Genomic DNA, 13077 nt, shown 5'->3' with positions numbered 1-13077 from the left:
CCGCCACGCCGCCGGCCCCCACGCCGCCCGCCGCCACGCCGGTCGTCGCCCAGCGGGTCCACCTCGTGCGGGACGAGGCCGCCGAGCCGCACGCCCCGGACGAGGATGCCCCGCTGCTGCCCGTCCCGCCCAGCCGCCCGGTCTGGGAGCCGGTCTCCGCCGTCGCGCGTCCGGTCCGGCCGGAGCGCGGGTACGTCGAGGCCGCACCCGTCGCGGAGCCCGAGCCGGTCCCGGCACCCGCACCCTCGCCCGCACCGGCACCCGCGCCCGTGCCCGTCACGGTCGGAGCGGGGGCCGTCGGTGACCCGGGCGCCCAGGGCTCGTCGGACGGCGCCCCGCGGGCCACGGAGGACCACGACGGCCTCACCGTGCTCAGCTCCGACGTCGTCGCGCTGCGCCGCCAGCTGCCCGCGTGGGCCGGGGACGCCGTGCCGGCCCTCGCGGTGCCGACGCCGCGCACGCCGCCGCCGGCGAAGCTGCTCATGTCCTCTGGGCTGACCGTCGCGCTCAACCGGCCGGTGCTCATCGGCCGGGCGCCCCAGGTCACCCGCGTGCAGAACAACGACATCCCCCGGCTGCTCACCGTCGCCAGCCCCAACCAGGACATCTCGCGCACCCACGCGGAGGTCCGGATGGACGGCGAGGACGTCATCGTCACCGACCTGCGCTCCACCAACGGTGTGCTGCTGCTGCGTCAGGGCGCCGGGCCCCAGCGCCTGCACCCGGGTGAGCCCACCGTCGTCGAGGCCGGGGTCGTCGTCGACATCGGCGAGGGCGTGACCTTCATCGTGGAGGCGGGTGGGTGAGCTCACGACGTGAGGCGTCGACGCCGCCCACCATCGCCGGGTACGAGTACACCCGGCTGCTGGGGATGGGCGGCTTCGCCGACGTCTTCCTCTACCGCCAGCTGATGCCTCGACGGCCGGTGGCCGTCAAGGTGCTGCTCGCGAGCTCGCTGGACGACGAGGCCCGGGAGCGATTCCGGACCGAGGCGGACCTCATGGCCACGCTGTCCCACCACCCGTCGATCGTCACCGTGCTCCAGGCCGACGTGGCCCCCGACGGCCGTCCCTACCTCGTCATGGAGTACTGCTCGCGCCCCGGGCTGGGCCAGCGCTACCGTGCCGAGCGGATGGGGGTCGCCGAGGTGCTGCGGATCGGCGTCCGGCTGGCCGGCGCCGTCGAGACGGCCCACCGCGCGGGCATCCTGCACCGGGACATCAAGCCGGCCAACGTGCTCATCACGGACTTCGGCTGGCCCGCGCTGGCCGACTTCGGCATCGCCGCGACCACGGGCCTCGCGGGGACGAGCATCGGCATGTCGATCCCGTGGTCCCCGCCGGAGATGCTCGCCGAGGAGCCGGTCGGCGACGTCCGGGCCGACGTGTACTCGCTGGCGGCCACGGTGTACTCCCTGCTGGCGCGGCGCTCGCCGTTCGAGGTGCCGGACGGCTCGAACACGGCTGCCGACCTCATCGGGCGGATCGAGCGCACCCCGCTCGGCCCCACGGGTCGCGGCGACGTGCCGGACTCGCTGCAGGCCGTCCTGGCGCGGGCGATGGAGAAGTCGCCGGCCCAGCGGCACCACTCGGCCCTCGCCTTCGCGCGGGCGCTGCAGCAGGTCGAGGCGGAGCTCATGCTCCCGCTGACTCCGCTCGACCTGCCAGAGGACGCCGACCCGCGGCCCGCGCCCGGCCGCGTCACGGAGCTCGGCGAGGCGGGCCAGGCCACCCGGCTGCGGCCCGTGCGCACGGTGCACCCCGACGAGGCAGCCGCCGCGTCCGCGGCCGGGCCGGACGGCACCCCCGACCCGGAGCCCGCAGACGGCCAGGGCCCGGTCGGCGTCCCGGGGAGCACCGACCCGGACCTCCTTGCACCGCCGGTGGTCCCCGTCGCACCGTCGGGCACGGCCCCCGCCGTCGTGCTGCCGGGCTCCGAGCTCGAGGACATCCCCGCGGACTGGCGTCGGGCGACGGCCGAGCTGGCCGACCCGGCCTCGGCCTCGGGGCCCCCCGCGCGTCGCGGGGTGGGCCGCGCGATCCTCGGGGTCGCGGCCGGGGCCGTCGTCGTCGCGGCCGTCGTCCTGGCCGCGGTCCTGGCCTTCCGCCCCGCAGGGCTCGACCTCCAGCCCACCGTGCCCACGCCCAGCGCGTCGTCCTCCGTCCCCGGCCTGCGGGCCGTCCCGACGCCCGTCGACCTCGTCGGCACCGTCGCGGCAGACGGCTCGGTCGTGTTCCGCTGGACCAACCCCGACCCGCAGGACGGCGACCGCTACCTCTGGGGGCGTGCGGTCCTCACCGGCGAGCCGCAGCTGGTGCCCGTCGACGTCCCGACGGTCAGCCTCACGGCCGGTGCCCTCGGTACGGAGGTCTGCATCGAGGTGTCGCTCGTCCGCTCGGACGGCCGGTTCTCCGCGGAGCCGGCCCTCGGGTGCGTGACGCCATGAGCCAGGCCGTCCGCTCCGTGACACGCCGTGCCGCCTCGGCCCGCCGGCGGTGGACCGCCACCGTCGGCACCGTCGTCGTGCCCGCCGTCATCGCCACGCTGGCCGTGCTGTACCCCGGTGCGCCCGTGGCCCAGGTCGACCTCAACGACGGTGCCGTGTGGGTGACGAACGCGTCCCGCCAGCTCGTCGGGCGCTACAACGCCACGGTCGACGACCTCAACTCCGCGGTGGCGTCGCCCACGTCGAGCTTCGACGTGCTGCAGGACCGTGGCGACGTGGTCGTGACCAGCCCCGGCGCCATCGCGGTGGTGGACCCGGCTGCCGTCGCGCTGTCGAACCCGATCGAGGTCCCCCCAGACGCCGACGTGTCGCTGGCAGGGGAGACCGTCGCGGTCGGTGACTCCGCCACCGGCGAGGCCTGGGCCCGCACCATGGCGATGGTGGGCACGCTGAGCACGGCGACGGACCCGGCGGACCTGGAGCTCGGCCCCGGCGGTCGGGTGGTGGTCGCGCCGGACGGCACGGTGCTCGGTGCCGCGGCCGATGGCGGCCTGGTGCGTGCGCGCGTCACGGACGACGGCGTGAGCGTCGAGGACGACGGGGCGCTCGCCGGTGCGCTCACGGGCGACCTCGACCAGGTCACGGCGGTCGGCGATGCGCTGGTGGCGCTCGTGGGCACCACCGTCCACACGCCGTCGGGCGAGGTGGACCTGGCCGCCTACGGCGACGGGTTGACGCTCCAGCAGCCCGGCGCCGCCGCACCCGTCGTGCTCGTCGCCACCCGGACGTCGCTGCTCGAGGTGTCCATGGGCGGCACCACCGTCCGCGAGCGCCTGACCGGCGGCACGGGGAACCCGGCCGCGCCCGTCCGTGTCGGCTCGTGCGTGCACGGCGCCTGGGCCTCGGCCGTCGGCAGCTATCTGCAGCTGTGCGACGGGGACGCGCCCGAGGTCAGCGACCTCGAGGCGATGACGGCGACCGCCTCGCTGGTCTTCCGGGTCAACCGGGCCGTCGTGGTGCTCAACGACACCGGCAGCGACGGGCTCTGGGTGCCGAGCGAGGACCCGGAGCTGCGGGAGCCCAGCTGGCAGGACGTCGACCCGGAGGACCCGACCGACCAGGACGACCAGGACACCGAGGACCAGCAGACGACGCAGGACCTCCAGGCCGAGTGCACCGCGCAGTCGGCGAAGCCGGTCGCCGTCGACGACGAGCTGGGTGTGCGCGCGGGCCGCTCCACGATCCTGCCGGTCCTCGACAACGACTCGTCCTCGGACTGCGGCATCCTCGCGATCTCCGAGTTCGACCCGGTGCCCGTGGAGTTCGGCAGGCTCGACGCGGTCTACGGCGGGCGGGCGCTCCAGCTGACGGCGGCCCCGGGCGCCACCGGGACGGTCTCGATCTCCTACACGATCACCGACGGCCGTGGCGACACGCCCCCGTCGACGGCCACCGTGGTGCTCAGCGTGCACGAGGCCGGCGTCAACGCCGCGCCCGTGCAGCTGCGGCTCGGCGCCGCGACCGTCGAGCAGGGCGCCTCCGTCAGCTACGACGTGCTGCCGGACTTCGCCGACCCGGACGGGGACCTCCTGCTGCTCGCGGAGGCCACGGTCGACGGGGGCGACTCGGTGCGCTCGCGGCAGGACGGGGTGGTCCTCTTCCAGTCGAACAGCGGCACGCTGGGCCGTCAGACGGTCCGGGTGCTCGTCTCGGACGGCACGGCGACCGTCGAGGGCACGTTGTTCGTCGACGTCCGTCCCGTGGGTTCCGTGCCGCCGCACATCGACCCGGTGCACGCGGTCACCTTCGTCGACCAGCCCGTCGTCGTGCGACCGCTCGAGAGCGTGCGCTCGACGTCCAGCGAGCCGGTGCGGCTGGCCGGGGTGGACGAGGTCCTCGGCGCGACGATCGTCACGGACCTCACGGCGGGGACGTTCAGCTTCACGTCCGCGACACCCGGCACCTACTACGTCTCCTTCATCGTCACGGCCGCGCCGGTCCAGTCGACCGGGATCGCGCGGATCGACGTGCGCGAGCGGCCCGAGACGACCCCTGCGCCCATCGCGGTGATGGACATCGCCCTGCTGCCGCCCGGCGGCGAGGTGACCATCGCCCCGCTGGCCAACGACGTCAACCCCGCCGGCAACGTGCTCGTGCTGCAGTCGGTGGAGGCAGCCGAGTCGACGGGGCTCCAGCTCGCGCCCCTGGAGCGGGAGCTGCTGCGGATCAGCTCGCTGAGGGTGCTGACGGCACCCGTGACCGTCCACTACACGATGTCCAACGGTTCCTCGAGCGTTGTCGGCGAGATCCACGTCATCCCGGTGCCGGCGCCGGCCACGCAGCAGGCACCCGTGGTGGCCGACGTCGACGTCACGGTGCGCACGGGCGGCACGGTGACGATCCCCGTGCTCGAGGGTGCGAGCGACCCCGACGGTGACGACATCGACCTGCTGCCCACGCTCGAGCTGGCCCCGGGCGTGGGTGAGGGGTTCATGTTCGTCTCGGGCGACGTGCTCCGGTTCCAGGCGCCGGCGACCCCGATGGAGGTCACCGCGAGGTTCGTGGTGCAGGACTCCGCCGCGAACGCGACCGCCGGCGTGGTGCGGATCAGCGTGCACGCCTCGGACGCCGCCACGAAGTCCCCGCCGCGGCCGGTCGCGGTGAACGCGCGGGTGTTCGCCGGGGAGATCGTGCGCATCCGCGTGCCGCTCACGGGGATCGACGCCGACGGAGACGGCGTCCTGCTGCTGGGCCAGGACGAGGCCCCGCTCAAGGGCCGCGTCGTCGAGGTCGGGGCGGACTGGATCGACTACGAGGCGCTGCCGGGCGAGTTCGGCACGGACACCTTCACCTATGCGGTGGAGGACTGGGTGGGGCAGCGGGCGGTCGCGACCGTGCGGGTCGGGATCGCACCACGGCCGACCACGGCGACCGACGTCATCGCGCGCAACGACGACGTGCTGGTGCGCCCTGGCCGGACGGTGGAGGTCCGGGTGCTGGCCAACGACGTCGACACGGGCGGCGGCGACCTCCAGCTCGACCCAGGGCTCCTGCTGAGCGACGGTGCGGAGGCGGTCGTCGAGGGTCGTCGGGTCGTCGTGCGGACCCCCGACAGCCCCGGTGTGCTGCAGATCGGCTACACGGCACGCAACGACCGTGGCGGTCAGGGTGCAGCGGTGCTCACCGTCACGGTGTCCGACGACGCGCCCTACGAGCCACCGATCGCCCGAGACGTCGTGGTGCCCGCGAGCGACACGATCAACCGGTCCACCGTCGAGGTGGACGTCCTCGGCGTCGCGGCCAACCCGAGCGGGCCGATCAGCGACCTCGAGGTCTCGGTGCACAGCGCGTCCGCAGACGTCGCGACGGTGACGCCGAGCGGGACCGTGCTCATCACCCTGACGAGCACCCCGCGCACCCTGCCGTACGCGCTGACCAACACGGCACCGGGCGCCGAGGGGCAGCGCGCCTACGCCTTCATCACCGTGCCGGCCCTCGGCGACTTCCCGCCGATCCTGCGGCCCGGTGCGCCGGCGCTGCGCGTGGTCGCCGGGGCGCAGCTGACGATCCCGCTGGCGGAGTACGTCCAGGTCGCCCCCGGGCGGACGGCGCAGATCATCGACGCCGCATCCGTCACCGCGACGAGGTCCGACGGGACGAGCCCGGTCCGCGACGCGCGCACCCTCGTCTACACGGCGCAGCGGGCCTACGCCGGCCCGGCGTCGATCTCCTTCGAGGTCGTCGACGGCCCGTCCGGCGACGTGACGGCGCGCACCCGGGTGCTCACGCTGCCCATCACCGTGCTCGCGGTCGAGGACTACCCGCCGACGTTCACCCCCTCGGTGCTCGACGTCGGTCCGGGGGAGAGCACGCAGGTCGACCTCGCCCGGTTCACGTCGGGTCCGGGCTCGTCCGGCACCCAGGACGACGCCGAGTTCACGTACCGGCTCACCAGCGACCCGACGGCCGAGTTCGCCGTCACGCTCGACGGCTCGGTCCTCACGGTCTCGGCCGGCAGCGCCGTGCGCCGCGGCACCGTCGGAGGCGTGGGCCTCGAGATCGGCTACGGCGTCGCCGGCCGGCTCCCCGTCGTGGTGGACCTGCGGGTGGTCGCGAGCTCGAGGCCGCTGGCCCGGGTCCTCGACCAGCAGATCCTCGGCGTCGAGGGCCAGTCGCGGAGCGTCACCGTGCTCGACGGGGCCTTCAACCCGTTCCCCGACGTGCCGCTGACGGTGATCGACGCGACCGTCGAGACGCCCCTCGCCGGGACCGCGTCCGTGTCGCCCGGCGTGGTGACGATCAGGCCGGCCCCGGGCTTCGTGGGACAGATGGTCACGCGCTTCCAGGTGCGCGACGCCACCACCGACCCCGATCGGGTGGTCGAGGGCCGGATCGTCACGACGGTGCGCGGACGCCCGAGCACACCCACGAGCCCGCGCGTCGTCGAGGTGGGCGACCAGGCCGTGGTGCTGGCCTGGGAGGCGCCGGCCAACAACGGCGAGCCGATCACCGGCTACCGGGTCACGGTCCAGCCGGGTGGTGACGTGCGCGCCTGCGCCGCGACCACGTGCACCATCGACGGGCTGACCAACGACACCGAGTACACGTTCACCGTCGCGGCGCAGAACGCCGTCGACTGGTCGGACGCGAGCCCCAGCTCCGCGCCCGCGCGCCCGGACGCAGCACCGCAGGCCCCGGCGACGCCGTCGGTCGTCCGCGGTGACGCGCGGGTCACCGTCACGTGGTCGGCGCCGGAGAACACCGGGTCCCCGATCCGGGAGTACCAGGTCGAGGTGAGCCCGGCGGCCTCGGGTGGCGCCACCTTCAGCACGTCGAGCACGTCGCTGGTCCTCACCGGCCTGGAGAACGGGACGGCCTACCGGGTGCGGGTCCGGGCGATCAACAACGCACCCGACCCGGGCGCCTGGAGCGGGCAGTCCGTCCCGGTCGTCCCCGCGCGGGAGCCGGACGCGCCCCGGGCCGTCGCAGCGTCCGTGGGGTCGGTCCTCGGCGACCCCATGATCACCGTGACCTGGGACGCCCCGGCCTCCGACGGCGGCGACCCCGTCACGACCTACGACGTGAGCGTCGACGGCGCCTGGACCGAGGTCCCCGGCGGCGGCGCCGCGCGGAGCTACTCCTTCCCCGCCGTGCTGGGGCGCGAGTACGCGATCTCCGTGCGGGCGACGAACACGCTGGGCACCGGACCGTCGGCCGACCAGACCGGGCGGGTGTGGGCCACGCCCAGCGTGGTCCGTGCGCTGACGGCACGGGACCTCGCGGCTCCCGGCACGGCCTGGGGCGCCGGCGCCGTCGAGCTCACCTGGTCGCCGCCCGCGGACGCCGGCGGCGAGGGCATCACCATCGTCGGGTACCGCGTCGAGGTGGTCGGCGGGGCGACGACCGAGACCACCGCGACCTCCGCCGTCCTCGGCGGCCTGGTCGGCGGCACGGCCTACCAGGTGCGCGTCCAGGCGCACAGCAGCCAGGACGAGTGGAGCCCGGCGGTGACGGTCGGCGTCACGCCGACGACGGTGCCGGACGTCGTGGTGTTCTCGGAGCCCGACCTCGCCGCCGCGCCGACGGTCCGGTTCGCCTGGTCGGCCCCGCTCGACGGTGGCCGGCCGGTGACCCGCTACGAGGTGCAGGTGCGCGGGGACCGGGGCACGCGGGTCGACGTCGTGCAGATCGAACGGACGATCGACGTGGTGGCGACCGGCGGCGAGACCCTGACCATCACGGTCCGGGCGCGGAACGACGTCGGCCAGGGCCTGGAGACGGTCCTGGCGGACGTCGTCGTGCCGGGCGGTCCCGGTGGCTGATCACCCGAACCAGGACCAAGGTCCTACTCCGAATGGCGCTGCGGTGCCGACCCCACCAGAGCACGCCACGACAGGAAGAGGCCAGCGATGATGACGCCCGACCAGAGCGCCTGGTTCGCCGAGACGTTCGACACCCTGGTCGCCAACGTCGGCGAGGCGGTGCTCGGCAAGGACCAGGTGGTGCGCCTCGCGCTGACCTGCATGCTGGCCGAGGGGCACCTGCTGCTCGAGGACGCCCCCGGCACGGGCAAGACCTCGCTGGCCAAGGCGCTCGCCGCGACCGTCCAGGGCTCGCACAGCCGGATCCAGTTCACGCCGGACCTGCTGCCCTCCGACGTCACCGGCGTGACGATCTACGACCAGAACACCCGCCAGTTCGTGTTCCACCAGGGTCCGGTGTTCGCGTCGGTCGTGCTCGCGGACGAGATCAACCGTGCCTCCCCGAAGACCCAGTCTGCGCTGCTCGAGGTGATGGAGGAGTCCCGGGTCACCGTCGACCGCGTCTCGCACTCCGTCGGCCGGCCCTTCATGGTCATCGCGACCCAGAACCCCATCGAGCAGGCGGGCACCTACCGGCTGCCCGAGGCCCAGCTCGACCGGTTCCTCATGAAGACCTCGCTCGGCTACCCCGACCGGGCCTCGACCGTCGAGATCCTCGCGGGCTCGGCCGAGCGGGACCGCACCAGCCGGCTCGGCCCGAAGATCACCACGCAGGCGGTCGGCGAGATGGCGGAGCTCGCCGCGACGGTGCACACCGACGCCGCCGTCCTGGACTACGTCGCGCGCCTCACCGAGGCCACCCGGGCGGACGCCCAGACGATGCTCGGCGCATCCGTGCGCGGGGCCATCGCGCTGGTCCGGTGCGCCAAGGTCTGGGCGGCGTCCCAGGGCCGCACGTACGTCATCCCCGACGACATCAAGCTGCTGGCGGAGTCCGTGCTCTCCCACCGCCTCATCCTGGAGACCGAGGCGGAGTTCGCGGGCGTGACCCAGCGTCAGGTGGTCCGGCGCATCCTCGCCGAGACCGAGCCCCCGGCCGCACGCGTCTGATGCGTCGCGTCCTGCGGGCCGCCGGGGCAGCCCTGGCGCGCGTGCTCCGCCCCGTCACCCGGCTGCTGCGACCCGTCTCGGGCGTCGGCTGGGCCGTGCTCGTCGTCGCCGCGGTCGGCGTCGGCCTGGGCGGGGTGCTCGGCTGGGTCGAGCTCGCCGTGGTGGGCGTCGGGGCGCTGAGCGCCCTGGTCGCCGCCGTGCTGCTCTCGACGGGACGCTCGACGTACGCGGTCGACCTCGACCTCGCCGACCACCGGGTGACCGTCGGCCAGCGTGCCGTCGGCCGGCTCGCGGTGCGCAACACCTCGCGCCGCCGGCTGCTGCCCGCACGGATCGAGCTGCCCGTCGGCCGCGGGTCCGCGGACTTCGCGCTGCCGTCGCTCGGCCCGGGGGCCGAGCACGAGGACGTCTTCGCGATCCCGACCACGCGGCGCGCCGTCGTGGTCGTCGGTCCGGTGCGCTCCGTGCGCGGCGACCCGCTGGGCCTCGTGCGTCGCCGCGTCCAGTGGACGGAGCCGACCCGCCTCTACGTCCATCCGACGCTCGTCTCGCTCGCCGGGGCCGCGGCGGGTGTGCTGCGCGACATGGAGGGCCAGTCCACGCGCGAGGTGTCGAACTCCGACATGTCCTTCCACGCGCTGCGCGACTACGTCCCGGGGGACGACCGCCGCCACATCCACTGGAAGACGACCGCCCGGATCGGCGAGCTCATGGTCCGCCAGTTCGAGGACACCCGGCGCACGCACACCGTCGTCGCGCTCTCGACGTGCCTGGCCGACTACGCCGACGAGGAGGAGTTCGAGCTCGCCGTCTCGGCGGCGGCCTCCCTCGGCGTCCAGGCGTTGCGCGACGAGCGGGACCTGACGGTCCTGGCCGGCGACGGCGCGTTGCGCGCCGATGCGCCGTCGCGGTTGCTCGACGACGTCGCAGAGCTCGAGGTCACCGCCGGCGGGCGCGGGCTGGCCGACCTCGCGGCCTGGATCGCGCAGGACGCCCGCGAGGCCTCGGCGGCGATCCTCGTCACCGGCTCGGTCGCCGACCGCACCGCGCTGCGCGCCGCGGTCGCGCGCGTCCCGGCCGGCATGCGGACGCTCGTGCTCGGCTGCCGCACGGGCGCACCGCTCGAGGTCAACACCCGCGGCGGCCTGTCCGTCGCCCAGGTCGGGTCGCTGCCCGACCTGCCGCGCGTGCTGCGCCGGGTGGTGGCCGCATGACCGGGGGGCAGCAGGCGTCGCGCCGGGGCCGCGCGGTCGTGCTCGACGGGTTCGCGCTCGTCGGAGCGCTGGGCCTGGCCCTGCTGCCCCTGCTGCCCGTGTTCGGCACGCGCGCGGCGCTCCCGCCCGTGCTCGGCGGCCTGCTGCTCGGCACGGCCGTCGCGGCGCTCGGCGCCTGGCGTCGCTGGAGCGGCGTCGTCACCATGGCCGCCGTGCTCCTCGTCTACCTCGCCCTCGGCGGAGTGCTCGCCGCACCGACGACCACGGTGGGCGGCCTGCCCACGGTGCGCACCGTCACCGTGCTGCTCACGGGGCTCGTGACGGTGTGGAAGCAGGTGCTGACCCTCGACCCGGTGCTCGGCCAGAGCGGCAACCTGCTCGCCGCGCCCTACCTGCTCGCGCTCGTCGGCAGCGTCGTCGCGATCTCCGTCGCCCTGCGCGTGACGCCGAGGCGGCGCCGTGCCTGGGCGGGTCTCGTGCCGCTCGCCGTGCTCGCGCTCGCCGTGCTGCTGGGCACCAAGCAGACCGTCGCACCCGTGGCGGCCGGGGTGGGGATCGCGGTGCTCCTGCTCCCGTGGGCCGCCTGGCGCGCCGGCGGCCTCGCCCTGCGCCGCGGGTTCTCCCTGGCGCTCATGGCCGCCGTGGTCGCCGGCGGCGGAGCGGTCGCGGGCCCGGTGCTCGCCGACCAGCGGCCGCGCTTCGTGCTGCGCGACGAGATCGTGCCGCCGTTCGACCCGCGCGACCAGCCCAGCCCGCTGTCGGCGTTCCGCAAGTTCGTCAGCGAGTGGAGGGACACCGAGCTGCTGACGGTCAGCGGGCTGCCCGAGGGCGCCGAGGTGCGCCTGGCGACGATGGACGCGTTCGACGGCGTGGTCTGGAACGTCGCCGGCGCCGAGGCCGCCGAGGGCTCTGGGCAGTTCCGACGCGTGGGCGAGACGATCGCGACCACCGTCCAGGGGCAGCGGGCGACGGTCGAGATCGAGGTGCACAGCCTGCCGTTCGTCTGGCTGCCGACCGTGGGCTGGACCGAGCGGTTCGACTTCGTCGGCCCGGACGCGGTCGACCTCGCAGACGACCTGCGCTACAACGACGCGACCGGCACCGCCGTGCTCACCCAGGGGGTGCCGGACGGGGCCACGTGGACGGCAGAGGTCGTGGTCCCGCCGGTGGTGGCAGAGGACGAGCTGGGTCCGGCCGCCGTGGGATCCGTCCGGCTGCCCCAGCCGAGCGGAGTGCCGCAGGCGGTGACGGAGCGCGCGGCGGAGATCGCCACCTCGGCCACGTCGCCGGCCCTCATCGCCTCCTCGCTCAGGTCCTGGCTGTCCGAGGAGGGCTGGTTCAGCCACGGACTCGTCGCGTCGGGCGACTTCCCGTCCCGGTCGGGACACGGCGCGGACCGCATCACCACCCTGCTCACCAGCGTGCCCATGGTCGGCGACAGCGAGCAGTACGCCTCGGCGATGGCGCTCATGGCCCGCGAAATGGGTCTGCCGGCGCGGGTGGTGCTGGGCTTCACCCCGAGCGACGAGCAGGCCGGTGCCGATCGGGTGGTCCTCACCGGCGCCGACGTCGAGGCATGGGTCGAGATCAGCTTCTCCGGGTACGGCTGGGTGCCGTTCCACCCGACGCCGGACGAGTCGAAGACGCCCACGGACCAGACTCCCCAGGACCAGTCCCAGCCCCAGCCGCAGGTGCGCCAGCCCCCGCCGCCGCCGCAGGAGCCCGTGACCCCGCCGGACGACGACACGGAGCAGCCCCGGACCGAGGACACCGAGGAGGACCTGCTGCGCGGCGAGACGCTGCGCACGGTGCTCACCGTGCTGGGCGTGACGAGCATCCCGGTGCTGCTGCTCGGCGGGCCGCTGCTGCTCATCGCCGCAGCCAAGCGTCGGCGCCGCCGACGACGGCGCACCGAGGGGCCCACCGTCGCCCGGGTGGTGGGCGGCTGGGAGGAGCTGCTGGACCACGCGCGCGACATGCGTCGTCCGCCGCCACCGCGGGCCACCCGGCGCGAGACGGCCGTGCACCTCGCCGGGGCCTTCGTGCCCGTGGAGCCGCGGTCGCGCACGCGCGGCCGTCAACCCGCCCCGCCGATCGGTCCGGTGGGCCGTGGCAGCGGCCGCCGGGCATGGTCGGTGGGCGGGCCGGTCGCGGGTCTCGCCGCCGGGGCGGACGCGATGGTGTTCGGGCCCGGCGAGCCGACGCCGGAGCAGGTCGAGGCGTACTGGGCCCAGGTGGACGTCGCGGTCGCCGCGATGCGCACCGTGCTCCCGCGACGTCAGCGCTGGCGCGCACGCTGGTCGACCGCCTCGCTGCGTGCCCGCCGGCGGGCACGCCGCGCCTGAGCGACGCACCGGGGTGCCCCCGACGCCACCGGGTGTGATCGGATGTCCGGGGGCCTCGGCGAGGTCCGCGGCGTCCTGGGCTCAGGTCGACGCGCGCACGTGCCGATACCTCTGGGTGGACCGCTGCCGCCGACGACCCACCGGCGCACGGCCCGCCCGGGCCACCCGACCCGCACGCACGGACCCGCACGCCCCGACCC

Annotated in this window: 6 protein-coding genes; all 6 read left to right on the top strand. The window is 75.2% G+C overall.

The window, feature by feature from the left end:
• On the top strand, nt 1–806 hold an 806-nt coding region (locus PKY62_RS01880; RefSeq protein WP_324534283.1), incomplete at its 5' end, for an FHA domain-containing protein.
• Nucleotides 803–2446 (top strand): serine/threonine-protein kinase, encoded by a 1644-nt coding sequence (locus tag PKY62_RS01875; RefSeq protein ID WP_324534281.1) that lies wholly within the window; start codon nt 803–805, stop codon nt 2444–2446. The genes PKY62_RS01880 and PKY62_RS01875, both read left to right, overlap by 4 nt.
• Nucleotides 2443–8268: a fibronectin type III domain-containing protein gene (locus tag PKY62_RS01870; protein WP_324534279.1), complete on the top strand. Its 5826-nt coding sequence runs from the start codon at nt 2443–2445 to the stop codon at nt 8266–8268. The genes PKY62_RS01875 and PKY62_RS01870 overlap by 4 nt, the downstream gene beginning before the upstream one ends.
• Before the next feature lie 90 nt (nt 8269–8358).
• Nucleotides 8359–9318: an AAA family ATPase gene (locus tag PKY62_RS01865; RefSeq protein WP_324534303.1), complete on the top strand. Its 960-nt coding sequence runs from the start codon at nt 8359–8361 to the stop codon at nt 9316–9318.
• Nucleotides 9318–10532 (top strand): DUF58 domain-containing protein, encoded by a 1215-nt coding sequence (locus PKY62_RS01860; RefSeq protein ID WP_324534277.1) that lies wholly within the window; start codon nt 9318–9320, stop codon nt 10530–10532. The genes PKY62_RS01865 and PKY62_RS01860 overlap by 1 nt, the downstream gene beginning before the upstream one ends.
• Nucleotides 10529–12877, top strand: coding sequence for a transglutaminaseTgpA domain-containing protein (locus PKY62_RS01855; RefSeq protein WP_324534275.1), 2349 nt, complete (start codon nt 10529–10531; stop codon nt 12875–12877). Before PKY62_RS01860 ends, PKY62_RS01855 begins: the two co-directional genes overlap by 4 nt.
• Nucleotides 12878–13077 lie beyond the last annotated feature (200 nt).

The sequence above is a fragment of the Actinotalea sp. genome, from assembly GCF_035443605.1.
GTDB lineage: Bacteria > Actinomycetota > Actinomycetes > Actinomycetales > Cellulomonadaceae > Actinotalea.
Note: the sequence above shows the minus strand (reverse complement) of the source record. Positions and strands in the feature narration are given on the sequence as shown.

What these genes read in the sequence shown, in the direction of transcription:
- PKY62_RS01860 (WP_324534277.1), top strand. Translation starts at nt 9,318, where the DNA reads ATGCGTCGCGTCCTGCGGGCCGCCGGGGCAGCCCTGGCGCGCGTGCTC.
- PKY62_RS01855 (WP_324534275.1), top strand. Translation starts at nt 10,529, where the DNA reads ATGACCGGGGGGCAGCAGGCGTCGCGCCGGGGCCGCGCGGTCGTGCTC.
- PKY62_RS01865 (WP_324534303.1), top strand. Translation starts at nt 8,359, where the DNA reads ATGACGCCCGACCAGAGCGCCTGGTTCGCCGAGACGTTCGACACCCTG.
- PKY62_RS01870 (WP_324534279.1), top strand. Translation starts at nt 2,443, where the DNA reads ATGAGCCAGGCCGTCCGCTCCGTGACACGCCGTGCCGCCTCGGCCCGC.